Annotated in this window: 21 protein-coding genes; 10 read left to right on the top strand and 11 right to left on the bottom strand. The window is 70.6% G+C overall.

Going from position 1 to position 24,707, the window contains the following annotated elements:
- Positions 1-18: 18 nt before the first annotated feature.
- The 5 genes from MFF13_RS14270 to MFF13_RS14240 all read right to left on the bottom strand — a co-directional run bounded on the left by MFF13_RS14270 (position 19) and on the right by MFF13_RS14240 (position 10,469).
- Positions 19-1,515: an efflux transporter outer membrane subunit gene (locus tag MFF13_RS14270; protein WP_147830737.1), complete on the bottom strand. Its 1,497-nt coding sequence runs from the start codon at positions 1,513-1,515 to the stop codon at positions 19-21.
- 236 nt (positions 1,516-1,751) lie between these two features.
- Positions 1,752-5,063: an efflux RND transporter permease subunit gene (locus tag MFF13_RS14260; RefSeq protein ID WP_147753052.1), complete on the bottom strand. Its 3,312-nt coding sequence runs from the start codon at positions 5,061-5,063 to the stop codon at positions 1,752-1,754.
- A 253-nt stretch (positions 5,064-5,316) separates the two neighbouring features.
- Positions 5,317-8,448: an MdtB/MuxB family multidrug efflux RND transporter permease subunit gene (locus MFF13_RS14250; RefSeq protein WP_147830739.1), complete on the bottom strand. Its 3,132-nt coding sequence runs from the start codon at positions 8,446-8,448 to the stop codon at positions 5,317-5,319.
- A gap of 265 nt (positions 8,449-8,713) precedes the next feature.
- On the bottom strand, positions 8,714-10,039 hold the full coding sequence (locus MFF13_RS14245) for an MdtA/MuxA family multidrug efflux RND transporter periplasmic adaptor subunit (protein ID WP_147830741.1): 1,326 nt from the start codon (positions 10,037-10,039) through the stop codon (positions 8,714-8,716).
- 289 nt (positions 10,040-10,328) lie between these two features.
- Positions 10,329-10,469 (bottom strand): hypothetical protein, encoded by a 141-nt coding sequence (locus MFF13_RS14240; RefSeq protein WP_187273722.1) that lies wholly within the window; start codon positions 10,467-10,469, stop codon positions 10,329-10,331.
- A 300-nt stretch (positions 10,470-10,769) separates the two neighbouring features.
- Between MFF13_RS14240 and MFF13_RS14235 the strand changes: the two genes are divergently transcribed.
- The 4 genes from MFF13_RS14235 (at position 10,770) to MFF13_RS14220 (ending at position 15,218) form a co-directional block, all read left to right on the top strand.
- Positions 10,770-11,939 carry an aminotransferase gene (locus MFF13_RS14235; RefSeq protein WP_147830744.1) on the top strand — a complete coding sequence of 390 codons (1,170 nt, stop codon included), beginning with the start codon at positions 10,770-10,772 and terminating at the stop codon, positions 11,937-11,939.
- Positions 11,940-12,035: 96 nt separating this feature from the next.
- Positions 12,036-12,488, top strand: coding sequence for a DUF4112 domain-containing protein (locus tag MFF13_RS14230; protein WP_147753055.1), 453 nt, complete (start codon positions 12,036-12,038; stop codon positions 12,486-12,488).
- 211 nt (positions 12,489-12,699) lie between these two features.
- Complete coding sequence (locus MFF13_RS14225; protein ID WP_147830746.1) at positions 12,700-13,911, top strand: ABC transporter permease; 1,212 nt, start codon at positions 12,700-12,702, stop codon at positions 13,909-13,911.
- A gap of 764 nt (positions 13,912-14,675) precedes the next feature.
- On the top strand, positions 14,676-15,218 hold the full coding sequence (locus MFF13_RS14220; RefSeq protein WP_147830748.1) for a Ros/MucR family transcriptional regulator: 543 nt from the start codon (positions 14,676-14,678) through the stop codon (positions 15,216-15,218).
- Between the two features lie 200 nt (positions 15,219-15,418).
- On the opposite strand, the gene MFF13_RS14215 is transcribed toward MFF13_RS14220, so the two are convergent.
- The 3 genes from MFF13_RS14215 to MFF13_RS14205 form a co-directional block, all read right to left on the bottom strand.
- Positions 15,419-15,763 carry a hypothetical protein gene (locus MFF13_RS14215; protein WP_147753058.1) on the bottom strand — a complete coding sequence of 115 codons (345 nt, stop codon included), beginning with the start codon at positions 15,761-15,763 and terminating at the stop codon, positions 15,419-15,421.
- A 111-nt stretch (positions 15,764-15,874) separates the two neighbouring features.
- Complete coding sequence (locus MFF13_RS14210; protein WP_147830750.1) at positions 15,875-16,540, bottom strand: transglutaminase-like cysteine peptidase; 666 nt, start codon at positions 16,538-16,540, stop codon at positions 15,875-15,877.
- A gap of 522 nt (positions 16,541-17,062) precedes the next feature.
- Positions 17,063-17,380, bottom strand: a complete 318-nt coding sequence (locus MFF13_RS14205) for a hypothetical protein (protein ID WP_238272412.1) — start codon at positions 17,378-17,380, stop codon at positions 17,063-17,065.
- 152 nt (positions 17,381-17,532) lie between these two features.
- Here MFF13_RS14205 and MFF13_RS14200 point away from each other — a divergent pair, with 152 nt between their 5' ends.
- From MFF13_RS14200 to MFF13_RS14190, 4 genes are all read left to right on the top strand, one after another.
- A complete protein-coding gene (locus MFF13_RS14200; protein ID WP_147830754.1) occupies positions 17,533-18,405 on the top strand; it encodes a DUF6502 family protein in 873 nt (290 codons plus the stop codon).
- A gap of 76 nt (positions 18,406-18,481) precedes the next feature.
- On the top strand, positions 18,482-19,753 hold the full coding sequence (locus MFF13_RS14195; protein WP_210250923.1) for a DUF5666 domain-containing protein: 1,272 nt from the start codon (positions 18,482-18,484) through the stop codon (positions 19,751-19,753).
- Positions 19,754-19,858: 105 nt separating this feature from the next.
- Positions 19,859-19,984, top strand: coding sequence for a hypothetical protein (locus MFF13_RS26415; protein ID WP_281407959.1), 126 nt, complete (start codon positions 19,859-19,861; stop codon positions 19,982-19,984).
- Between the two features lie 101 nt (positions 19,985-20,085).
- Positions 20,086-20,958 (top strand): class I SAM-dependent methyltransferase, encoded by an 873-nt coding sequence (locus tag MFF13_RS14190; protein WP_238272411.1) that lies wholly within the window; start codon positions 20,086-20,088, stop codon positions 20,956-20,958.
- Positions 20,959-20,999: 41 nt separating this feature from the next.
- On the opposite strand, the gene MFF13_RS14185 is transcribed toward MFF13_RS14190, so the two are convergent.
- Both MFF13_RS14185 and MFF13_RS14180 read right to left on the bottom strand, forming a co-directional pair.
- On the bottom strand, positions 21,000-21,509 hold the full coding sequence (locus MFF13_RS14185) for an OsmC family protein (RefSeq protein WP_147830756.1): 510 nt from the start codon (positions 21,507-21,509) through the stop codon (positions 21,000-21,002).
- 76 nt (positions 21,510-21,585) lie between these two features.
- Positions 21,586-22,362, bottom strand: a complete 777-nt coding sequence (locus MFF13_RS14180) for an ABC transporter ATP-binding protein (RefSeq protein WP_147830758.1) — start codon at positions 22,360-22,362, stop codon at positions 21,586-21,588.
- Positions 22,363-22,464: 102 nt separating this feature from the next.
- Here MFF13_RS14180 and MFF13_RS14175 point away from each other — a divergent pair, with 102 nt between their 5' ends.
- Both MFF13_RS14175 and zwf read left to right on the top strand, forming a co-directional pair.
- Positions 22,465-22,722, top strand: coding sequence for a hypothetical protein (locus tag MFF13_RS14175; protein ID WP_147762140.1), 258 nt, complete (start codon positions 22,465-22,467; stop codon positions 22,720-22,722).
- 117 nt (positions 22,723-22,839) lie between these two features.
- Positions 22,840-24,372 carry a glucose-6-phosphate dehydrogenase gene (gene zwf, locus MFF13_RS14170; protein ID WP_147830760.1) on the top strand — a complete coding sequence of 511 codons (1,533 nt, stop codon included), beginning with the start codon at positions 22,840-22,842 and terminating at the stop codon, positions 24,370-24,372.
- Positions 24,373-24,517: 145 nt separating this feature from the next.
- Here the strand turns inward: zwf and MFF13_RS14165 are convergent, their stop codons facing one another.
- Entirely contained in the window at positions 24,518-24,673 is a 156-nt protein-coding gene (locus MFF13_RS14165) for a hypothetical protein (RefSeq protein WP_187277380.1), read from the bottom strand.
- Positions 24,674-24,707: the final 34 nt, after the last annotated feature.

Raw genomic sequence — 24,707 nt, 5'->3', positions numbered from 1 at the left:
GTCGCGCGTGTGCGCCCCCTACTCGTCCGGGTGCACCGCGGGCGAGAGGTCGATCGGCAGGCGCGGGCCCTTCAGCTCGGAATCGCTCGGCAGCGCGCGCGCATCCCAGCCGCCGCCGAGCGCCCGGATCAGGCTCACGGCGGTGGTGAAGCGCGAGAGCCGCACCTGCAGCGCGGCGACCTCGTTGTTGAGCTGCAGCGCCTGGGCGGTGACCACGGTGGTGAAGTTCTGGGTGCCGGCGCGGTACTCGTTCAGCGTGATCTCGACGGCGCGGCGGGCGAGCGTCACCGCCTCGTCCTGCGCCACCTGCTGGCGGGCGAGGATGCGGATGCCGACGAGGCCGTTCTCGACGTCGGCGAAGGCGGCGAGCACGGTCTGGCGGTAGTTCGCCACCGAAGCGTCGTAGCCGGCCCGCGAGGCGGTGATCGCCGCCGAGCGCGCGCCTCCATCGAACAGCACCTCGCTGCCGGCCGCCGTCACCGCCCAGACCTGGTTGGCCGCCGACAGGAGGCCGGTACGGGTAAGCCCCGAAATGCCGCCCGACGCTGACAGCGTCACGCTCGGGTAGAGGGCGGCCACGGCGACGCCGATCTGCTCGCTCTGCGCCTGGACGGCGCGCTCGGCCTGGGCCACGTCCGGGCGGCGCTCCAGGAGGGACGCCGGGATGCCGACCGGCACCGCCGGCGGCACGAGGGCCAGCGGCGCCACCGCCAGCGACAGCTCCGAGGGCGGGCGGCCGATCAGCGTCGCGATCGCGTTCTCGAACTGGGCGCGGGTGAGCGTCGCTGCGATCGCCGCCGCCTGGGTGGTCTGCACCTGCGTCTGCGCGGTGATCACGTCCGAGCGCGCGGCGACGCCGGCATTGTACTGGTTCTCGGTGATCGCCACCGTGCGCTTGAAGTTCTCGACGTTGGCGTTGAGCACCCGCACCAGCGAGTCGGCGTAGCGCAGCGACAGGTAGTTGTTCGCGACCTCGGCCTGGATCGTCAGGCGGGTCAGCGCCAGCGTCGCGGCGTCGGCCTGGGCCAGCGCCGCCTCGGTCTCGATGGTCCGGCGGATGCGGCCGAACAGGTCGAGCTCCCAGCTCGCCTGTCCCTGGATCGAGACGGAGGTGCGCTCGGTGCCGACCGTGCGCGAGCGGGTGATGCTCGGGGCGCCGACGACCGTCGGGTAGAGCGCCGCCTGGGCCGACTCGACCAGCGCTCGCGCCTGCCGGAAGTTCGCCACGGATTGGCGTAAGGACTGGTTGTCGACATCGACGAGGCGGATCAGCCGGTCGAGGGTCGGATCGCGAAAGACCCGCCACCAGTCGCCGCGCTCGGCCCCGTCGTTGGGCGCCGCCGCGCGCCAGTTCTTGCGCGACGCGACGAAGGCGGCCGAATCCTCGCGGGTGCCACCCTGCTTGAACGCCAGCGGCGTCTCGACCGAGGGGCGCGAATAGTCCGGGCCGACGACGCAGGCGGACAGCGCCGTGGTGAGGGCGAGGAGGCTGGCCGCCCTCAGGAGGTGACGCATCGTTGGGTGCGCATCCCCTCGCCCCGCCTGCGGGGAGAGGGCCGCCTGCACCTTGGCGTGCAGGCGGCGAGCGGAAGCGACGGTGAGGGGGCCGGGAAGGACGAGGCTCTTCCATCGAAGCCCCCTCACCCTCGGCTGCCGCCTCGCCGCGCCGACGACGGGGTCGTCGCAGCCCTCTCCCCGCGCGCGGGGAGAGGGGGGTGCGCACGCCCCGTCCTGCATCGCCGGAAACCGCATCATTCCCCCGCCGGCACGGCCGCGGCTCCGCCGCGGCGGCGGGCGTTCACCCGGTGCCGGAGGCGGTCGAGGCAGAGGTAGACGACGGGGGTGGTGTAGAGGGTCAGGATCTGGCTCACGATCAGGCCGCCGGCGATGGCGATGCCGAGCGGGCGGCGGAGCTCGGAGCCCTCGCCGCCGCCGAAGATCAGCGGCGCCGCGCCGAGCAGCGCCGCCAGCGTTGTCATCATGATCGGGCGGAAGCGCAAGAGGCAGGCCTCGAAGATCGCCTCGCGCGGCGCCGCGCCCCGCGTCCGCTCCGCGTCGAGGGCGAAGTCGATCATCATGATGGCGTTCTTCTTGACGATGCCGATCAGCAGGAACACCGCGATCAGGGCGACGATCGTGAACTCGGTGCCGGTCACCAGCAGGGCAAGCAGCGCGCCGATGCCCGCCGAGGGCAGCGTCGAGAGAATCGTGATCGGGTGCACGAAGCTCTCGTAGAGGATGCCGAGGATCGCGTAGACCGCCAGGATCGCGGCCAGGATCAGCAGCGGCTGGCGCGAGGCCGAGGCGATGTAGTTCTTGGCAGCGCCCGCATATTCGCCGTGGATGGTGGCCGGCAGGCGCAACTCCGACATCGCCTTGTCGATCGCGGCGGTGGCGTCCGACAGGCTCTTGCCCGGCGCCAGGTTGAACGAGATCGTCGTCGCCACGAACAGGCCCTGGTGGCTGACCTGCACCGGGGCGTTGCCGGTCTCCACCCGCGTGAAGGCCGAGAGCGGCACCATCGTCTCGACCGACGACGAGACCGGCGCGCTCGAAGACGCGCTGCCCTTCGAGGCGGCGATGGCGTTGGCGGCCGCGTTCCGGGCGGAATCGGAGGCGACCGCGGCGGCGTTGGTGCTGGCGTCGGCCGCGGCCGTCGTGGAGGGGACCGCGCTGGCGGGCGCCGCCGCCACCGTGCCGGCGACCGCGTTGGTGGTGGCCGAGCCCCGCGCCTTGCCGCCCGAGGTCGAGACGTAGAGCTGCTTGAGGGTCTCGGGGTTCTCCAGGTAGCGCGGCGCGATCTCCATCACGACGTGGTACTGGTTCAGCGGGTTGTAGATCGTCGAGACCTGGCGCTGGCCGAAGGCGTCGTAGAGGGTGTTGTCGATCTTGTCGGGCGTGATGCCGTAGCGGAAGGCGGTGGCGCGATCGATCACCAGCCGGCTCTCCAGCCCACCCTCCTGCTGGTCGGAGGTGACGTCGGCAAACGTCGGGTCCTTCTGCAACGCCTGCACCAGCTTCGGGGCCGCCGCGTAGAGTTCGGCCGCGCTGTCGCCCTGCAGGGTGTATTGGTACTGGGCGAAGCTCTGGCGCCCGCCCATCTGCAGGTCCTGGCGCGGGAAGACGTAGAGCCGCGCACCGGCCACCTGCGACAGCTTCGGGCGCAGACGGTTGGCGACCTCGCTGATCGAGACGCGCTCGCCCGCGGGCTTCAGGCCGACGAAGACGTTGGCCGAGTTGGTGCCGCGCCCGCCGGTGAAGCCGACGACGCTGTCCACCGCCGGGTCCGCCTGCACGATGGCGGCGGCCTCCTTGAGCTTCTTCTCCATCGACTGGAACGAGATGCGCTGGTCGGCCTGGATGCCGCCCATCATCTGGCCGGTGTCCTGCTCGGGGAAGAAGCCCTTCGGCACGATGACGTAGAGGTAGACGTTCAGCCCGATCGTGGCGGCGAGCACGAGCAGCACCAGGCGCGGATGCGCCAGCGCGACGCGCAACGTGCGCTCGTAGGCGTTGAGCGTCCCGGTGAAGGCGCCCTCCAGGCCGCGGATCAGGATGTTGGGGCGCTTGCCCGAACGATGGGTCTCGGGGCGCAGGAAGCGCGCGCACATCATCGGCGTGGTGGTCAGCGAGAGCACCAGCGAGATCAGGATTGCCAGCGACAGGGTCACGGCGAATTCCTGGAAGATCCGCCCGACCAGGCCGCCCATCAGCAGGATCGGCAGGAACACCGCGATGAGCGACAGGCTCATCGAGATCACGGTGAAGCCGACCTCGCGGGCGCCGACCAAAGCCGCCTCGATGCGCGACTTGCCCATCTCGATGTGGCGCTGGACGTTCTCGAGCACGACGATGGCGTCGTCCACGACGAAGCCGGTGCCGATGATCAGCGCCATCAGCGACAGGATGTTGAGCGAGTAGCCCAGCAGGTACATCACCGAGAAGGTGCCGACGATCGAGATCGGCACCGCCACCGCCGGGATCAGCGTGGCACGCCCCGAGCGCAGGAACGCGAACACCACCAGGATGACGAGGCCGACGGCGATCAGCAGCGTCTCCTCGGTGGCGGCGAGCGACGCCCGGATCGTGGCGCTGCGGTCGCCGGTGAGCTTCACGTCGATGCCGCCCGGCAGCGCCGAGACGATCTGCGGCAGCGCCGCCTTCACCCCGTTGATGGTCTCGACGACGTTCGAGCCCGGCTGCTTGTAGACGAACAGCAGCACGCCCTGGCGCCCGTTGACCACGCCGAGGTTGCGCCGGTCCTCGACCGAGTCGATCACCTCGCCGACATCCGTGAGCTTCACCGCAGCGCCGTTGCGGTAGGCCACGACGAGGTCGCGGTAATCGGACGCTTTGCGGCCCTGGTCGTTGGCGTAGAGCTGGTAGCGGCGGTCGCCCGCCTCGATCGCGCCTTTGGGCGAGTTGGCGTTGGCCGAGGCCAGCCCCGCGCGGATGCCCTCCAGGCCGATGCCGTAGTGGAACAGGGCGGTCGGATCGAGCTCGACGCGCACCGCCGGCAGCGATGAGCCGCCGATGTCGACGTTGCCGACGCCGGGCAGCTGCGACAGCTTCTGCTGCACCACCGTGGCGCCGGCATCGTAGAGTTGGCCCGGCGTCAGCGTGTCCGAGGTCATGCCGAGGATGACGATCGGCGAGTCGGCCGGGTTGAACTTCCGGTAGGTCGGGTTCTGGCGGAGCGCCGTCGGCAGGTCGGCCCGCGCGGCGTTGATCGCCGCCTGCACGTCGCGCGCCGCCCCGTCGATGTCGCGGCTGAGGCCGAACAGCAGCACGATCCGCACGCTCCCGGTGGAGCTCGTCGAGGACATCTCGTTGACGTCTGCGATGGCGCCCAGCCGCCGCTCCAGGGGGGCGGCGACGGTCACCGCCATGGTCTCGGGGCTCGCGCCGGGCATCTGCGCCTGGACGAGGATCACCGGAAAATCCACCTGCGGCAGCGGCGCCACCGGCAGCTTCAGGAACGCGAAGATCCCGGCCAGCAGCACGCCGACCGTCAGCAGCGTCGTCGCGACGGGGCGCCGGATGAAGGGCTCGGAGATGTTCATGGGCGGAGGCCCGCGCGGCGTGCGCCGCGGTCCCCCTCTCCCCGCGTGCGGGGAGAGGCCCGCATGCACCTTGTCGTGCATGCGGGGAGCGCAGGCGAAGCCGAAGTGAAGGTGAGGGGGCGTTCACGGACGAAGCTCATCCCGCGAAGCCCCCTCACCTTCGGCTGCCGCCTCGCTTTGCCGACGACAAGGTCGGCAAAGCCCTCTCCCCGCACGCGGGGAGAGGGGATGCGTCGAACCCTTGCGATATCCCTCACGGCAGCGCCTCGCCCGCCGGGAGGTCCGGCTCGGGCTCGCGGCGGCCGGTGATGCGGCGTTCCAGGCGGTCGAAGAACAGGTAGATCACCGGCGTCGTGAACAGCGTCAGCACCTGGCTGACGATGAGCCCGCCGGCGATGACGATGCCGAGCGGCTGGCGCAGCTCCGAGCCGACGCCGGTGCCGGCGATCAGCGGGATCGCCGCGAACAGGGCGGCGAGCGTCGTCATCAGGATCGGGCGGAAGCGCAGCAGGCAGGCCTCGTAGATCGCGTCGCGCGGGGCCATGCCCTCCTCGCGCTCGGCCTGGAGCGCGAAGTCGATCATCATGATCGCGTTCTTCTTCACGATACCGATCAGGAGCACGATGCCGATGATCGCGATGATGTCGAGGGAGAGCCCGAAGATCATCAACCCGAGGAGCGCGCCGATCCCCGCCGAGGGCAGCGTCGAGAGGATGGTGATCGGGTGGATGAAGCTCTCGTAGAGCACGCCGAGCACGATGTAGACGGTGACGATCGCCGCCATCACCAGGAACAGCTCGTTGCCGAGCGCCGACTGGAAGGCGAAGACCGAGCCCTGGGGCACCACGCGAAAGCTCGGCGGCAGGTCGATGCTTTTTCGCGCCTCCTCCACCGCGTCGACGGCCTGGCCGAGCGCCGCGCCCGGCGCGAGGTTGAACGACACGGTGGTGGCCGGGAACTGGCCGAGATGGGAGATCAGCAGCGGCGCCCGGCGCTCGCTGATCCGGGCGACCGCCGAGAGCGGCACCTGCCCGCTGGTCGCAGTGGAGGAGGGCAGGTAGATCGCGTCGAGGCTGGCGATGGTCCGGTGCAGGTCCGGGTCGGCCTCCAGGATCACCCGGTACTGGTTCGACTGGGTGAAGATCGTCGAGATGATGCGCTGGCCGAAGGCGTCGTAGAGCGCGTTGTCGATGGTGGCGGGCGTGATGCCGTAGCGCCCCGCCGTCGGCCGGTCGATGGTCACGTAGGCGGCCAGGCCCTGGCCCTGGTGGTCGCTGGCCACGTCGGCCACCACCGGCGACTTCGACAGCGCGTCGGTGAAGCGCGGCACCCAGGTCTCGAAATCCTCGAGGTTCGGGGTCTCCAGGATCACCTGGTATTGCGTCGCCGAGACCGCGGTGTCGATCGTCAGGTCCTGCACCGGCTGCATGTAGAGGCGCAGGCCCGCGACATCCGCGGTGGCCGCCTGGATGCGGCGGATGATGGCGCCGGCCCGCTCGGTCCGCTCGGCCTGCGGCTTCAGGTTGATTAGGAACCTCCCTGAGTTCAACGTCACGTTCTGGCCGTCGACGCCGATGAACGAGGACAGGTTGGCGACGTCCGGGTCCTTGAGGATCAGGCTCGCGATGCGTTGCTGCCGCTCGGCCATGGCCGCGTAGGAGAGGGTCTGGTCGCCTTGCGTGATCCCCTGGATCACGCCGGTGTCCTGCACCGGGAAGAACCCCTTGGGGATCGTCACGAACAGGAAGGCGGTGAGCGCGACGGTCGCGAGGGTGACGAGCAGCGTCACGCCCTGGTGGTCGAGCACCACCCGCAGCGCCCGGCCGTAGGCCGCGATGGTGCCTTCGGTGGCGCGCCGGCCCATCCGCCCGAGGACGCCCTCGCGGCGGCGGCTCTCGGCGTGCGGCACGTGCTTCAGCAGGCGCGCGCACAGCATCGGCACCAGCGTCAGCGACACCACCGCCGAGATGATGATGGTGGCAGCCAGCGTGATCGCGAATTCGTGGAACAGGCGCCCGACCACGTCGCCCATGAACAGCAGCGGGATCAGCACCGCGATCAGCGAGACGGTGAGCGAGATGATGGTGAAACCGATCTCGCGGCTGCCCTTGAGCGCGGCTTCGAGGGGAGAATCGCCGTCCTCGACGTGGCGGGCGATGTTCTCGATCACCACGATGGCGTCGTCGACGACGAAGCCGGTGGCGATGGTGAGCGCCATCAGCGACAGGTTGTCGAGGGAGAAGCCGTAGAGGTCCATCACCGAGAGCGCGCCGATCAGCGACAGCGGCACCGACAGGCTCGGGATCAGTGTCGCCGACAGGCTGCGCAGGAACAGGAAGATCACCAGCACCACGAGGGCGATGGCGAGGCCGAGCTCGAACTGCACGTCCTCGACGGACGCCCGGATCGTCACCGTGCGGTCGGTGAGGAGGCTGACCTGGATCGCGCCCGGCAGGGTGCCCTGGAGCTGCGGTAGCAGCGCCTTGATCTTGTCGACCGTCGCGATGACGTTGGCGCCGGGCTGGCGCTGGATGTTGAGGATGATCGCCGGCGTCTCGTCGGCCCAGGCGCCGAGCTTGGTGTTTTCCGGCCCCTGCACCACGTCGGCCACGTCCGACATCTTCACCGGCGCGCCGTTCTTGTAGGCGATGATCGCGTCGTCGTAGGCCTTCGGGTCCTGGATCTGGTCGTTGGCGTTGATCGCGTAGGACTGCTTCGGGCCGTCGATGGTGCCCTTCGGCGTGTTGACGTTGAGGTTGGTGATCGTGGTGCGCAGGTCGTCGATGTTCAGGCCGTAGGCCGCGAGCGCCCGCGCGTTGAACCGCACCCGCACCGCCGGCCGCTGGCCGCCGGAGATGCTCACCAGGCCGACGCCGGCCACTTGGCTGATCTTCTGGGCGAGGCGCGTCTCGGCGAGGTCCCGCACCTGCGTCAGCGGCAGGGTCTTGGAGGTGAGCGCTAGCGTGATCACCGGCGCGTCGGCCGGGTTGACCTTGGCGTAGATCGGCGGCGCCGGAAGGTCGGACGGCAGCAGGTTGCCGGCGGCGTTGATCGCCGCCTGGACCTGCTGCTCGGCGATGTCGAGCGGCAGGTCCAGGTTGAACTGCAAGGTCACGACCGAGGCGCCGGCCGAAGACTGCGAAGTCATCTGGTTGAGGTTGGCCAGCTGCCCGAACTGCCGCTCCAGCGGCGCGGTGACGGCCGAGGTCATCACCTCGGGGCTGGCGCCGGGATAGAACGTCTGCACCTGGATCGTCGGGTAGTCGACCGACGGCAGCGCCGAGACCGGCAGGTTCAGGTACGACACCCCGCCCACGATCAGGATCGCCAGCATCAGCAGCGTGGTCGCGACCGGGCGGAGGATGAAGAGGCGGGAGGGGTTCATACCGGCCGCGCACTCTCGGACAGGCGGAGGCGATCACTGCGGCGGCCCGTGCGCGTCCCCTTGCCCCGCATGCGGGGAGAGGGCGACAACGACCCCGTCGTCGTCGCAGCGAGGCGGCAGCCGACGGTGAGGGGGCGGGCCCGGAGGAAACTCCCCCTCACCATCGCTTCGGCTGCGCCTTCGCTTCCCGCACGGACGACGAAGTCCTTGCGGGCCTCTCCCCGCCCGCGGGGAGAGGGGAGGTGCGCGTCCTGAACCCCGATGCTCACGGTTGCTGCCGCCGGCGGCCGCGCTTCTGCTCGGTGCCGGCAGGCGCCTCCGCAGGCGTCACCTTCTGGCCGTCGACGCCTTCCGTGATCCGAACCGGGGCGCCGTCGCGCAGGCGGTCGGTGCCGTCGGTGACGATGCGGTCGCCAGCTTGCAGGCCGGAGAGCACGACGGTCTTGGTCCCGTCGGTCTCGCCGGTCTTGATCGGGCGGACCGTGACCTTGGCGTCGCCGTCCATCAGGTAGACGTAGGTGCCGGGGGTGCCCTGCAGGATCGCCGCGTTGGGGACCAGAGCCGCGTTCGCCACCGTGTCGACGGTGAGCTTGGCGTTGACGAACTGGTTCGGAAACAGCTCCTCGTCCTTGTTCTCGAACAGGGCGCGCAGCTTCACCGTGCCGGTGGTGACGTCGATCTGGTTGTCGACCGTGTCGAGGGTGCCGGTGGCGATCTCGTGGGCGTCGCCCCGGTCGTAGGCGCGGACCACGAGCTTGGCGCCGGCGCGCACCCGGCGCATCACCCGCGAGACGTCGTCCTCGGGCAGGGTGAACACCACCGAGATCGGGTGGAGCTGCGTGACGACGACGATGCTGGTCGAGGCCGCGGTGATGTAGTTGCCCTGGTCGACCTGGCGCAGGCCGACCCGGCCCTCCACCGGCGAGACGATGCGGGCATAGGCGATGTTGAGGCGCTGCTGGTCGACGAGGGCCTGGTCGGAGGCGACCGTGCCCTCGTTCTGCTTCACCAGGGCGCCCTGGGTGTCGACGTTCTGCTTCGAGATCGAGTCTTGCTGGGCGAGGCGCTGGAAGCGGGCGAGGTCGAGCTTCGAGTTCTGCAGCAGGGCCTGGTCGCGGGCGAGCTGGCCCTGGTACTGGGCGAGCAACGCCTCGTAGGGCCGCGCGTCGATCTGGGCGAGGTAGTCGCCCTTCTTCACGGTCTGGCCCTCGCGGAACCCGATCTCGGTGAGATAGCCGCTGATCTGCGATTTCACGGTGACGGTGGCCAGCGGCGTGACGGTGCCGAGCCCCTGGAGCACCACCGGGATGTCGCCGGTGACGACCTGCGCGATGCCGACCGCCTGGGGCACGTCCATGCCGCCGCGCTTGCCGCCGCCCCGTCCGCCCCTGCCCTGGGTCTCGCCGGGGCCGCCGGCGACCTGCGTGCGCCCGTCGTACCAGCGGTGGGCCATCGCGCCGGCCGCCAGCAGAGCCAGAAGCAGCAGCATCCAGCGCAATGGGCGGAACCGCCGCGTCTTCGCAGGCGACGCGACCGGATCCGGCTGGAACGCGCGCGCCGTGTCCGTGCGGATGGGTGAGCTCTCGTTCATGCCTGATTAGACCACGTTCCGGACGCCGCCGCGCCCGTGTCGCGCCCTATCCTCTCGCTGTTTTCGTCCGCGGGCCGACCGTTCGTCGGCGCGCGGGGCGAATCCGGCACCCTGGCCCAGCACCTTGGCCTCGATCGCCTGTACGGCATCCGAACGGCCCGCGCCCTGCGGCACCCGCGCTCGGAGCGGCCCGGTTCTCGGCGTGGGTCCGAGCTTTCGCCGACCCGAGCCTTCGCTTCGCAATGCGTCGTCAGTACGGCGCCGATGTTTCGGCGCTGTTGCTGGCACCTCAGGGACGCTCCAGCGCGCGGTAGTACCGCACCACGTCGCGATAGGACTCGTCGACCGGCGCCACGGGGACGGCGAGCCGCAGGCCGAGTCCGAAGGCACCGAAGGCGAAGGCCAGCGCGAGCGCGCGGCGGGTGGACATGGCAGGCTCCGGCGATCCGTTGCATCTGGCAGAGGCCATAACGCGAAAAGGCCCGCCAACGAATTGGCGGGCCTCGCGACGATCGGTCCGGCGCCTGGCAGGATCGGAACGAGGGGGCGGAGTTCCAACCCCGCCGGCGCCGTACCGGCCGTGTGTCTGAAAGCTACCTCACGGCTGATGAATGTCAACATTCGTCAGCCGTCCGGCCCGGCGGGTCGCGGTGGCCGCGTGCGCTCGCGCACGTTTCGCCGGCGCTTCGGGCCATGGTATCACCCGGCCGATGTCCACCCCACGCCCCGCATGAACCCGGTCTTCTCCGGCCTCCCGACCACGGTGTTCGAGACGATGTCGCGGCTCGCGCGCGAGCACGGCGCGATCAACCTCGGGCAGGGGTTTCCCGACGACCCGGGTCCCGCCGACATGCGCGCGCACGGGGCCCGGGCGCTCGTCGAAGGCTCGAACCAATATCCGCCGATGATGGGGCTTCCATCCTTGCGCGCGGCGGTGGCGGCGCATTACGCCCGCCACCAGGGGCTCGCCCTCGATCCCGAGACCGAGGTGATGGTGACCTCGGGCGCGACCGAGGCGCTGGCCGGCGCGCTGCTGGCGCTGATCGCGCCCGGCGACGAGGTGGTGCTGTTCGCGCCGATGTACGACGCCTACCTGCCGCTGGTGCTGCGCGCCGGCGGCGTGCCCCGGATCGTGACGTTGACGCCCCCCGCCTTCCGCCTCGACGAGGCGGCGCTGGCCGCCGCCTTCGGGCCGCGCACGAAGGTGGTGCTGCTCAACAACCCGCTGAACCCGAGCGCCACCCTGTTCGGGGCCGACGACCTCGCGATGCTGGCCGCGTTCTGCGTCCGCCACAACGTGATCGCGCTGTGCGACGAGGTCTGGGAGCACGTGGTGTTCGACGGCGCCCGCCACCGGCCGCTGATGGCGCTGCCCGGCATGCGGGAGCGCACGGTGAAGGTCGGCTCGGCCGGCAAGATCTTCTCGCTCACCGGTTGGAAGGTCGGGTTCGTGATGGCCGGGCCTGGGCTGATGCGCACCCTCGCCAAGGCGCACCAATTCCTCACCTTCACCACCCCGCCGAACCTGCAGGAGGCGGTGGCCTTCGGCCTCGCCAAGGAGGATTCGTACTTTTCCGACATGCGGGTGGGCTACGCCCGCTCGCGCGACCGGCTCGCCGACGGCCTCCGGCATCTCGGCTTCACGGTGCTGCCGGCGCAGGCGACGTGGTTCCTCAACGTCGACATCACCGAGCTCGGACAATCAGGGCGAGTGCCTGCGGACGACGTCGCCTTCTGCGAGGCGTTGGTGCGTGACCATCGCGTCGCGGCGATCCCGGTAAGCGCGTTCTATCCTGACGCGGCGGTGCGCCACCTCGTGAGGCTCTGCTTCGCCAAGGCCGACGCGCCGCTCGACGCGGCGCTCGACCGCCTCTCCGGGGTCCGGCGGGTGGCCGCGTGAGGGAGCTGGGCCGGGCATCCGCCCACATCCTTGCCGGAACCGGGTCGCGGCGCCACATCTTCGCGGATGGCACCCCCCGCTCACCGGACTCCCCCGATGGATTCCTCGCAGACCTTCTCCCAGAGCTGGCGTGCGGGCACGACGCTGCGCGTCGGCGACCAGAGCCGCGAGGCGACGCTCGCCCGGCTCGAGGCGCTGGCGCACCTGCTCGATTCCGCCTTCCTGATCCCCGGCATCAACCGGCGGGTCGGGTTGGAGGCGGTGATCGGGCTCGTGCCGATCGTTGGCGACATCGCCGGCATGGTGATCTCGTCCTACATCGTCGCAGAGGCCCGCCGCATCGGCGCGCCGCGCTGGCTGATCGCCCGGATGGCGCTGAACGTCGCCTTCGACGGCGCGATCGGCATCGTGCCGCTCGCCGGCGACCTGTTCGACGCGGCCTTCAAGGCCAACCGCCGCAACGTCCGCCTGCTCCGCCGGTGGATGGAGCGCAACGGCGGCGTCCGCCCCAACGAGATCGACGGCACCGCCGTGCGGATCGACGGCTGATCGGCATTCGCACGCGCATCGCCGGTCGCGCAGGCTCACACCTCCCTCCGAGCCTTCGGATCGGATCGCGGGTCCCCTCTCCCGGGCGGGAGAGGGACAGAGTGAGGGATGAGAACGCACCGGAGAGGTCACGCCCCTCACCCCAACCCTCTCCCCATGGGAGAGGGGGCCGCGACGCGCATCCCGCGAACCCTCTGTGGAGCATCCCGCGATGAACGAGATCGCCCGCCCCCCCGAGGGCGACCCGGTCTCGGCGCCGATGCCCGGGGCCCAGCCGATCGTGCCGCGGCCGAGCGAGGGATTGCCCGAGGCGCGGCCGCTCGCACCCCGCCGCGGCGGGCTGTCGCCGCTCAACCGGCGCCGGCTCGAGAACTTCCGCCGGAACCGGCTCGGCTACGTCTCGTTCCTGATCTTCCTGTCGCTGTTCGTCGTCAGCCTTTTCGCGGAAATCCTGGCCAACGACCGGCCGATCGTCGCCTCCTACAAAGGCGAGTGGCTGTTTCCGGTGCTGATCGACTACCCGGAGGAGAAGTTCGGCGGCTTCCTGGCGCGCACCGACTATCGCACGCCCGAGATCGTCAAGGAGATCGCGGAGAACGGCTGGGCGATCTGGCCGCCGATCCCGTTCTCCTACGACACCATCAACGATGGATTGCCGACCCCCTCACCCTCGCCGCCGACCTGGATGCTCACCGACGCGCAGTGCCAGGCCACCGAGACGGCGCCGGGCGCGGGCTGCGCCAACATCCCCTGGCACTGGCTCGGCACCGACAACACCACCCGCGACGTGCTCGCCCGCGTGATCTACGGGTTCCGCATCTCGGTGCTGTTCGGGCTGATCCTGGCCGCCGTCTCGTCGCTGATCGGCGTCGTCGCCGGCGCGGTGCAGGGCTATTTCGGCGGCTGGGTCGACCTGGCGTTCCAGCGCTTCATCGAGGTCTGGGGCGGCATCCCGACGCTCTACCTGATCATCATCATCTCGGCCTTCATCGCACCCGGCTTCTTCGTGCTGCTCGGCATCATGCTGCTGTTCTCGTGGGTGGCGCTGGTCAGCGTCGTGCGCGCCGAGTTCCTGCGGGCGCGAAACTTCGAATACGTGCGGGCGGCCCGGGCGCTCGGCTTGTCCAACGTCCGCATCATGACCGTGCACCTGCTGCCGAACGCGATGGTGGCGACGCTGACCTTCCTGCCGTTCATCCTCAACGGTTCGATCACCACCCTGACCTCGCTCGACTTCCTCGGCTTCGGCCTGCCGCCGGGCTCCCCCTCGCTCGGCGAGTTGCTGGCGCAGGGCAAGGACAACCTCACCGCGCCGTGGCTCGGCCTGTCCGGCTTCCTGGTGATCGCGGCGATGCTGAGCCTGCTGGTCTTCGCTGGCGAGGCGGTGCGCGACGCGTTCGACCCGCGAAAGACGTTTCGTTAGCAAGATTTTTCGGCGGCAAGACCTTCTCGAAAGCACTTCCGGCGCTGTGGATGTCGGCTCGCTTCGAGGACATGCGATGCCCAGCAGATCAGGGCTTGTCCCGTGACTTGCTGATCACGGAACATGCCCGTGCAGGACTTCGATGTCGACCCTGAGGCGCATCGACGATGCCTGGCGAGCCAAGCCGTCTAGCTGGACCGATCGATGTTGCGTGGCCTCATCCGGGCCGAGCGCAATGCTGACTGAGCCCGGCCTCGTCACGGACGACGCAGTCGAATAATCCGCGGCGGCGCTCCCGTTCCAGGCGACCGCGCCTCGCACACGAAACTGTTACTTAGTACTTCTGTACTGGTACGAGCGAAATTATAATATGGCGATCACATCATCTTGGTGCGACAATTTTGTCCACCATTGCGTCGCGCTGTGGTATGGACATCCAGGCAACGGGTAGGGTGCAGACCGAACAAGATGCCGACATCCAGCATTTCGGCACCGTCTCGACCCGATGTTCGCGTCCGGTAACGGTCTCGGGCGAAAGCAAAATCTGCGCTGCCGCGGATGCGCAGATTTCGCGAGGCGCTGAGTGAGGCAATGCTGGGCGCACCGGGCCGGTTGCACGGATACGCTGCGCACTCGGCAGGCAAAACACACATATGATCATATGTTGAGCCCGGATAACGCCGTGGACATCCTTGCTTTCTCTGGCAAACATCATAATTCCTGCGCTTGGGGTTTTCGTCAGAAAATAGGCAAGGAACGTACGGATGTCTGAAACTGCAGTGTCGGCGCAGACGAGCAACGACTATATCGAGCGGACCGTCGACGTCGTCGCGGCCTATGTGTCGAACAACTCCGTCCCCATCACCGAATTGCCGGCGCTGATCGCGAGCATCCATGAGGCGCTGAACAACGTCGGCTCCGGCACGGCTCCCGTCACCACCGAGGCCGTCGAGAAGCCCAGCACCGCCCAGATCCGCAAGTCGATCCGCCCCGACGGGCTGGTCAGCTTCATCGACGGCAAGTCCTACAAGACGCTGAAGCGCCACCTGACCAAGCACGGCCTCGACCCGCACAGCTACCGCGAGCGTTACGGCCTGCCCGCCGACTATCCGACCACCTCAGCGAACTATTCGGCCCAGCGCTCCGCGCTCGCCAAGAGCCTCGGCCTCGGTCAGCCCGGCCGCTCGGCCGCCGCCGAATCGCCCGAGGACATCGAGGAGGCGCCCGCCGCCCCCGCCCGCCGCGGTCGCAAGGCGGCGACCTCCGCCGTGAAGGGCAGCCAGACCCGCAAGGCCGACGCCGCGTAAGGGTACGGACAGGACCGGCTCGAAATTCCCAAAGCCCGGCCCGTCGTGAGCCGGGCTTTTGGATTCTCAAGAGGCAGCCGGATGCTTTGTGGTGTCTGGATCACGCGTCGCGGATGCCGTGCGCTCAGATGCCGTGCGCTCAAGAGCGATCTGGTCCAAGACTGATGATCCAAGACTGATTTTGTGAAATGCCTGTCGGCCTAAAGAGCCGCGCGCCGTCCGAGCAGGCGGGCGCGGGCTTGCGCGACCAGGGCGGCGCGGGCTTGCTGCGCGTCGTCGGCATCGAGCAGCGGCGAGGCTGCGAGGGCGGAAAGGTAGGCCCTCTCCGGTTCGCGGCAGGCGCCGATCGCCGCGTCGGCGGCGAGCGGGCGGCTTCCGATCGTGGCTTGCAACCCGAAGTGGCGGTCGAGGCAGCCGTGCCAGGAGGCGTAGCGCGTCCCGGCCTCGCCGGCCTTCACCGGGCTCGCGGCAGCGAGCAGTCCAGTGGCGAGCGCGATGGCCAGCCCTGCGGCGAGCAACGGTTTCGGGAAGGGATGGGAGATCATGGGCGCGTCGTGGTGGGCGGCTCCGATCCCGGAGTCTCGCGCCGACGCGGTGAAGATTTCATCAACGTGCTGTCGTGCGCTGCGTCCCGTTTCGGGACGAGAGGCCGGTTTTCAGCGGTTGGCGGTGGTGACCGGCGAGGTGACGCCGCCGAGAGACACCCAGGCGACGGCGTCCTGGCTTTCGCGCTTGATGAAGGTGTAGCCGGTGCGGTGCCAGGGCAGGATCTGGCTGGTCTTGTTGTCGAGCACGAGGTCGCCGCGATCGGTGATCAGGGTGAGGACGGCGTGGCCCTCGCCCTTCTCGTCGATGACCACGGTCATCCGCATGGCGCGGCGCGGCAGGCCGGCGCGGGCGAGCAGGCTCCGCTTGAGCAGCTGGAAGTCCTCGCAATCGCCCGAGCCGTCCTCGGCGAGGTCCCAGCGGTCCGGCACCCCGAGGTGGTCCATGTCGGTGATCGCGACGATCGACTTGTTGACCCGGCGGTTGACCGTCTGGATCGTGTTCCAGATCGCGGGGGTCATCGCGATGCGGGCGGGCTCGGCGGCGTTGACCGCACACTCGGCTGGGTAGGTCTGGCAGAAGCCGACCCAGGCGAGGATCGGCTTGGCGGCGCCGACCGGCTCGGCGGCCAAGGTGGGGGCGGGCAGCGAGGCCAGGGTCTGCGCCACGGCCGGGGCGACGGCGAAGGCCAGTCCGGCCGTCACGGCGAGGCCGGCGAGGGCCTTGCGCAGACGGGGCGCCGACACCGCCCGAACCGTCGAAATCGCGAACCGCATCGCCGTGGCCCAACCCGTTAAGCTCTCGTTAACGAAAGCTCTCACGCCGAGGCCCCGACGGCAATCACCCCCTTAACGAAAGGTTAACGCTGTGCGTAACGCGAGAATGCGGATGCGACGGCTGGATCGATGCAAACGGGACACAGGTGCGGCCTTGGCGCCCGTTCTCGCGCGGTGCCCCATGACGGGCGGGCGAAGACCGAGGATCGGAACCAGTCGACCGAGCCGGCGCGCACCAGCCCGAAGCCGGCTTCGCTGGCGCGATTGGCGTCGTAACAGGCCGCGCACGGTTCAGCCGACAAGGTCGCCAACGCCCGCTTCGCGCGTGGCGAGCGCGGAGAAGTGAGAGGATGTGCGGCTCCGTCGAGCGTCCAGGAAGGGCCCGCGCTCAGAGCGCCAGCATCAGCAGGCCGACGACGAGGACGGCGAGGATCATGCAGAGGGCGAGGTCGAGGATGGGAGCCCCGCCGCAGGAGGATCGGTGGTTGGTCGGCATGGCTTGCGACCTTGCGATGGCGGGAATCATCGGCTGGTATCCCGATCGAGGGTGAGAAGCGTCTCCCAGACCGGGCTGCCGGCCCGGGAGACGCCGTCGAACGCCGCAGCCCGTCGGGAAGGGGATCCTGAGGCTGCGGCCTGCGTCGCCCCCGAGGGCGCGACGCGGTGGGCCGTGTCCGCGGCGACGATCCTGAAGGTTGGCAGGGCCAGGGCGACAAGGCAGGCGGCGATCCGGCCGAGCCGCGAGAGGTCGGCTGCAGTCGCGGTCCTGCGCTCGGAGCGCCGGGCCGCGTTCAGGGGCGCCATAGGCCGGCCGACGAAGGCATTCCTGGTGTCGCGCATCGTCTTCGCCGGTCCTGATCGTGTGGGAAATTTGACCACGCCACAAACCTATGTGTGTAAAATTCCCACGTCAACGCGAAATGGCTGTGCCGACGTGCGTTCGCGTACTCTGTGGGATTGTGTCCCACACATCCCGTGGTCATGCTGATCTGATGTCCGAGACCATCAACGACACCGGCGAGGGAACCACCCTGCACGCGCCGGTGGCGCGCCTGCTGCGGCCGCTGGTGCGGCTGTTCGTGGCGCGCGGCATCACCTTCCCGGCGCTGACGAACCTACTGCGGGAACTCTACGTCAACGTCGCCGAGTACGACTTCGCGCTTCAGGGCAAGGAGCAGACCGACAGCCGCGTCTCGCTGCTCACCGGCATCCACCGGAAGGAGGTGCGGCGCCTGCGCGGCGCCGGGGCTCCGGTGAGCGCAGTGCCGGCGGTGGTCTCGCGGACGAGCCGGATCATCGCCCGCTGGCTCGCCGACCCGGCCTTCACCGACCCGGAGGGACGGCCGCTGGCGCTGCGGCGCGCGGGCGAGGACGGCCCCTCCTTCGAGGCGCTGGTCGCCGGCGTGACCCGCGACCTGCGCCCCCGCGCGGTGCTCGACGAGTGGCTCGACCGCGGGCTCGCCACCCTCGACGGCGAGGACCGGATCGTCCTGGCGGAGGCCGCCTACGTGCCCCGCGGCGGCGGCGAGCCGCAACTCTACTATTTCGGGCGCAACCTCCACGACCACATCGCGGCCTCGGTCGCCAACATCCTCGGCGACGCGCCGCGCTTCCTCGAGCGCGCGGTGCATTACGACGGGCTGTCGGAGGAACTGGCGCTCCGGCTGGAGGCGCGCGCCAAGGAGATCGCGATGGCGGCGCTGACCCAGGCCAACCGCGAGGCCCACGCCGCCTGTGCCGCCGACCCCGGCGGCTCCCACCGCTGGAATTTCGGGCTCTACGTCTACGCCGAGGCCGTGCCGCCGGCCGGGGACGCCTTCCCCGCAGACGATGCTTTGCCGGCTTCGTCGGAGGCCGAGGCGTGAGAACGCCGGTGGGGCAGTCGCGAGAGGCGCAGCACGAGGTTCGGTCGTCGCGTCCACGCGTTCCGGGACCAGGCGCATGATGCATCGCGCCGCCCCCACCCGCCGCCTCGTGCTGCGGCTGCTCGCCGGCGCCGCGCTGATTCCGGTGCGCGCGGTGCCGCAGGAGGCGCCGCGCGACCAAGGAATCGGCGGCACCGGGGCGCGTCCCGACGACATCCCGGGTGAGGGTGACCGCGGCATCGGGGGCACGGGGGTGATCGGCACGATCCGCCGCTTCGGCTCGATCGTCGTCAACGACCTGCGCATCGCCTATCCCGACGACGTCAACGTGCGCATCGACGGGGTGCCGGCGCGCGCCGCCGACCTGAGGGTCGGGCACGTGGTCCACGTCGTTGCCCACGCCGACGCGGGCGGCCTCGCGACACGGCGGATCGACGTGACGCGCGAGGTGGTCGGGCCAGTGGAATCGGTGCGCGGCGGGAACCTCATGGTCCTCGGCCAGCGCATCGCCGCGGCGGGAATCGCCGGGCGCTGGGCGGTAGGCGACCGGGTCGCGGTGTCGGGCCTGCGCAGGCCGGACGGCGTCGTCGTCGCCAACCTGATCGAGAGGCAGGCGGACGGCCCCGCCTGCGTCGCCGGCCCGGTCCGGCGCGACCACGACGGGCACTTGGTGATCGGGCACCTGCGGCTCGCGGGCGCCGACACCCTGCCCGTCGGCCGCCGGGCCGCGGTCGCCGGCGAGGCGGCGGGCGGCGTGCTCAAGGTAGCGCGCGCGAGCGACACCCTGCACTTCCCGCCCGGCTTGAGCCGGGTCTCGGTGGAGGCCTATGTCGGCCGCAGTCGAGGCGGTATGACGCTCGGGTCCGGCCTCGAGGTGGCCGGGCAGCCGGATGCCGCGGTCCCGCGTCGCGGCAGCGTCCGCGCCGTGCTCACGACGCGGCCGGCCGCCGACGGGCGCCTCACCGTCGAGGCGCTGCGCCTCGACGACCGCGGCACCGGGCCGGACCGAAACCCGCTCTTCGAACGCGCGCCGGACCGGATCGACGGCCGGGGCCTGCCTGGCCGCGGGCCGGACGGATTTCGCGAACGCGGCGGTCTCGGAGCCGGCAACGGACCGGGGAACGGGCCTGGCAATGGAGCAGGTGGCGGGTTCGGCATCGACACTCGGACGGGACCGGGCGGGTTCGGCGGCGGCCGTGGCGGACCCGGAGGCTTTGGAGGTCCCGGAAGCGTTGGGGGTTCCGGAGGCTTCGGTGCTCCGGGCGGCGGCCCGGGGGGCTTCGGCGGACCCGGTGGATTGGGTGGGCCAGGCGGCGGGCCAGGCGGGTTCGGCGGCCCCCGGCGTTGAGGCCGGAGCCCAGTCCTCGGCACCGCCGGCGGGCTTCCGCGAGGTGAGCCGCCTGAACAACGGGGCCGGCGAGGATCCATCCGGCGAGGCCCCACGCTCTGCCCGATGCGGCTTGCCCTCGACGGCTTCAAATCCGTCGACGACGTGCACGGCTACACCCCGGGCGACCGGGTTCTGCCCGACGTCGCGGCGGAACTGCTGGCCGCGCGGGCTCGGGGGTCGGCGGCCTGAGGCGCGCGGGGCCGGCGGCATCCTGCAAGGCCGGCGCCCTGCTGACGGCGGGCGCCAGCCGTGCAAGATGCTGCCTGGATCGCTGAGCGGCGGAGCATGCCATGACGGCCACCACGACGGCCACGATGACCCAGGCCGAATACTGGAACGGGGCCGTCGGCCAGCGCTGGGCGCGCAGCCAGGGCGTGCTCGACGCAGTGTTCGCGCCGCTGACCGAGGCGCTGTTTTCCGCCGTCGCCCTGCGACCGGGCGAGCGCGTCCTCGACTTGGGCTGCGGCTCGGGCGCCACGGCGCTGATCGCGGCCGAGGCGGTGGGGGCGACCGGCCGGGTCGTCGCCGCCGACCTGTCGGAGCCGCTTCTCGCCGCGGCGCGAGCGCGGCCCCTGCCGGCCGGCGCCGCGCCGGTCGACTGGATCGTGGCCGACGCCGAGACGCATGATTTCCCCGCCGCGACGTTCGACCGGGCGATCTCGCGCTTCGGCGTGATGTTCTTTTCCGATTCGCGCGCCGCCTTCGCCAACCTCCGCCGGGCGCTGACGCAGCAGGGACGTCTGAGTTTCCTGTGCTGGCAGGCGATGGCCGGCAACCCCTGGGTCACCGTGCCCCGCGCGGCGGTGCTGCCGCTGGTGCCGGACGCGAGCCCGCCGGACTTCTCGGGCCCCGGCCCGTTCCGCTTCGCCGACGCGGGCGCCCTGCGCCGCCTGCTCGCCGAGGCCGGCTTCTCCGACGTCTCCGTCGCGCCGGTGGTGCGCGACCTCGTGTTGGGACGCGCCGCCGACGGCTCGGCACGCGCCGCTGCCGAGGCGGCGGCCGCCGTCGTTGTCGAGCTCGGCCCGGTCTCGCGCCTGCTGCGCGACGCCGAGCCGCCCCTGCGCCAGGCGGCGCTCGAGGCGGTCACCGAAACCCTGCTGCCCTACGCGAAGGACGGCGCCGTGCACCTCGCGGCCGGGTGCTGGCTCGTCTCGGCGGGCTGAGGCGCATCGGCTCCGCCGCCCCTCGTCGTCTGGGGAACCGATCAGCCGCGGGCGGCGGTGACGGTCAGCTCCGGCTTGTGATTCAGCGTCTGGAACACGACGCAATAGCGCTCGGTGAGCTTGAGCAGCTGGTCGAGCTTCTCCTGCGGCGCGTCGGTGTCGAGGGAAAACGCGAGCCGGATCGCGCGAAAACCCACCGGCGCCTCCTTGTCGACGCCCAGCGTCCCGCGGAAGTCGAGGTCGCCCTCGGCGCTCACGGTGCCGGCCCGCAGGGGGATCTCGAGGGCGGTGGCGACGGCCTTCAGCGTGACGCCGGCGCAGGCGACCAGCGCCTCGAGCAGCATGTCGCCCGAGCACAGCTCGGCGCCCGAGCCGCCGGTGGCCGGGTGCAGGCCGGCCACCGCCAGCGCGCGGCCGGTCTCGACCTTGCAGGCGATCGACGTGTCGTCGAGAGAGCCCTTCGCCCGCAGAGTGATGACGGCGTCGTCGGGGGTGTTGCGGTACTGGTCCTTCAGCGGGGCCTGAAGCGCGCGCAGCGTGGTGGCGTCCATCGTCGTCTCCTCCATCGTAGGTCGTCGTCGGTCGCGGTTAGCGGGAACTGCCCCACGGCTCAACCGGTGCCGCCTGCTACCACCAGTTCCCGGCGGGCGCCGCGGCGGATTGCGCCTCGGCGGGGCGGAGCGAACGGTCGAGCGCGGCCAGGATCGCGCGGGCCGCAGCCTCGCTCTGCGGCGAGGCGGGGTCGCGCGGGCGTGGGCTTCCGAGCCGCACCGTCTCGTCGAGGCGGCCGGGCTTGGGGCGCATCACCACGGCGCGGTCGGCAAGCGCCACCGCCTCGCCGACGTCGTGGGTGACGATGAGGATGGTCGGGCGCGTCTCGGCCCAGAGGGCGAGCAGGTGCCCGTGCAGGTCCTTGCGGGTGAAGGCGTCGAGCGCCGAGAACGGCTCATCGAGGAGCAGCACTCGCGGGCGGGCGACGAAGGCGCGGGCGATCGAGACCCGCTGCTGCTGCCCGCCCGACAGGTCGCGCGGCCAGCGCGTCGCATGCTCGGCCAGCCCCACCCGCTCCAGCGCGTGGGCGATGCGGGCGCGGCGCTCGGACCGGCGGACCCCGTCGAGGCCGAAGCCGACGTTGTCGGCCACCGCGAGCCAGGGCAGCAGGCGCGGCTCCTGGAACACCAGGCCGACGCTCGCGTGGGGCGCGGCGATGCCCTCGCCGTCCAGCGTGATCGTGCCGGCGCTGCCGCGGTCGAGGCCGGCGATCAGGCGCAGCAGGGTGGTCTTGCCGCAGCCCGAACCGCCGATCAGCGCGACGACCTCGCCGGCCTCCACCGACAGGTCGACGCCCGCGAGCGCCTGGGTGCCGTCGGCATAGGTCTTGGAGAGGCCGCGGATGTCGAGCACGTCGGGGTCCGGATCGCGTTTCGCCTGTCGCGTCCATGCCATAGGGCGCCGCGCGCCGCCATGCTACGCCACGGCTCCGTCCGCCGCTGGGAAGGCGCACCCATGATCCGGCTCGGCCTCGCCGCCCTCCTCGTCCTCTCTGGCCCCGTCGGCGCCGCCGACCTGCACGCGCGACCCGGAGCGGGCCGGTTCCTGGCGACCTGCGAGGATCTTGGACGGTTCTGCGACGCGACCGCCTGCGGCCGCGACCAGATCGACGCCGCGCTCGGCTGCCGCGCCCTGTGCCCGAGTTCGGTCGTCCTCGCGGTCGTCCCCGCCGCCTGCCCGCTGCCGGGCGTGGTGCTGCGCCGGCGGGGGTGAGGGTCCACACCTCCCTCCACACGATCGCGTCTCCGCCGGAACGGCCATGCCGCTCGCCGGTTGTCGTGCGATCGAATGCCGCGACGCACCATCGCGTCGAAGAACCGGACGACGCCGATGCCCGAGCCGACACACGACGCGCCCCTGAAGGACCAGGCCGCCTGCGGCACGAAGCCGGCGCCGCCCTGCACGCTGGTGATCTTCGGCGCGGCCGGCGACCTGACCAAGCGCCTGCTGATGCCCTCGCTCTACAACCTCGCCGGCTCGGGCCTGCTCGATCCGGGCTTCACGATCCTCGGCGTCGATCACAACGACGGCAGCGACGAGGGCCTGCGCACCGAACTCACCACCTCGATGGAGACCTTGAGCAAGGACCCCGGCTCCGAGTTCCACGCCGACCGGATCGACCCGAAGAGCTGGGGCTTCATCCGCGAGCGCATCCACTTCCTCAAAGGCGACTTCGAGGACGCCGGAACCTTCGAGGCGCTAAAGGGCAAGGTCTCGGGCAACGTGGTGTTCTACCTCGCGGTGGCGCCGCGCTTCTTCGGCAGCCTCGTCGACGGGCTCGGGCGAGCGGGCCTGCTCAAGCAGGCGGACGACGCCTTCCGACGGGTGGTGATCGAGAAGCCGTTCGGCTCCGACCTCGCTTCGGCACGTGCGCTGAACGCGCAGATCCTAAAACAGGCCGACGAGAGCCAGTTCTACCGGATCGACCACTTCCTGGGTAAGGAGACCGTGCAGTCGATCATGGCGTTGCGCTTCGCCAACGGCATGCTGGAGCCGGTCTGGCGGCGCGAATACGTCGACAGCATCCAGATCACCGCCGGCGAGACCGTGGGCGTGGAGGAGCGTGGCGGGTTCTACGAGCCCACCGGCGCCCTGCGGGACATGGTGCCCAACCACATGTTCCAGCTTCTGTGCATGGTGGCGATGGAGCCGCCGAACTCGTTTTCCGCCGAGGACGTGCGCGGCGAGAAGGCCAAGCTCGCGCAGGCCGTCAAGCCGATCCGACCCGACCACGCGGTGCGCGGCCAGTACGTCGCCGGTGCGCTCGAAGGGAAGCCGGTGGTCGGCTACCGGGAAGAGCCGCACGTGGCGAAGGACTCGAACACCGAGACCTACGTCGCCCTGAAGCTCGAGATCGACAACTGGCGCTGGGCCGGCGTGCCGTTCTACGTCCGCACCGGCAAGCGCATGACCGGCCGCCGCACCGAGATCGCGATCCTGTTCAAGCCGGCGCCGTTCCAGCTGTTCGCCGACACGCCGGTGGCCGAGCTGAGCCCCAACGTGATGCGGATCACCATCGACCCCGACCACGGCGCCGGCACCGAGCTGAACGTCAAGGTGCCCGGGCCACAGATGCAGATCGGCCGGGTGACGATGGGGTTCAAGTACGCCGACTTCTTCAAGAACCAGCCGAACGTCGGCTACGAGACCCTGCTCTACGATTGCATGACCGGGGACGCGACGCTGTTCCAGCGCGCCGACAACATCGAGGCCGGCTGGGCCGCGGTCGAACCGCTGCTCGAGGCCTGGAAGACCGCCCCGGTGGAGGATTACGCCGCCGGCACCCCCGGCCCGAAGGCCGCCGACGACCTTCTGGCCCGCGACGGCCGGCACTGGCTCGGTCTCGACGGCAAGACCGATTGAAGGCGGATCGACCTCGGGGCCGGTTACGCCGCGGCCGCGCGCGACGACCGACAAAACGACGGTTCCACCCGCATCCTTGCCGAGTCGCTTTCGCGAAGCGGAAACCTCAGGTGAGGGCGCGGGTAAGTCCGGCTGTTTTGAAGGGTCAGCGCTCGCTGGACGGGTCGCGCGCCTCGTCGGCCTTGATCGCATCCGCGATCTGCAGCCCGGCCTGAAAGAGCAGCAGGCGCGAGATCAACACCATCTCCGGTGTCCCGATCTTGCGGACGATCTCGTGCAGCCTCAGGCAGGCGTCGATCATGGTGTCGTCTGTGGGCCTGTCGTCTATCGCCATC

The sequence above is a fragment of the Methylobacterium cerastii genome, from assembly GCF_022179125.1.
Taxonomy (GTDB): domain Bacteria; phylum Pseudomonadota; class Alphaproteobacteria; order Rhizobiales; family Beijerinckiaceae; genus Methylobacterium; species Methylobacterium cerastii.
The sequence above is the reverse complement of the archived record's forward strand: the minus strand, read 5'-3'. Positions and strand labels throughout refer to the sequence as shown.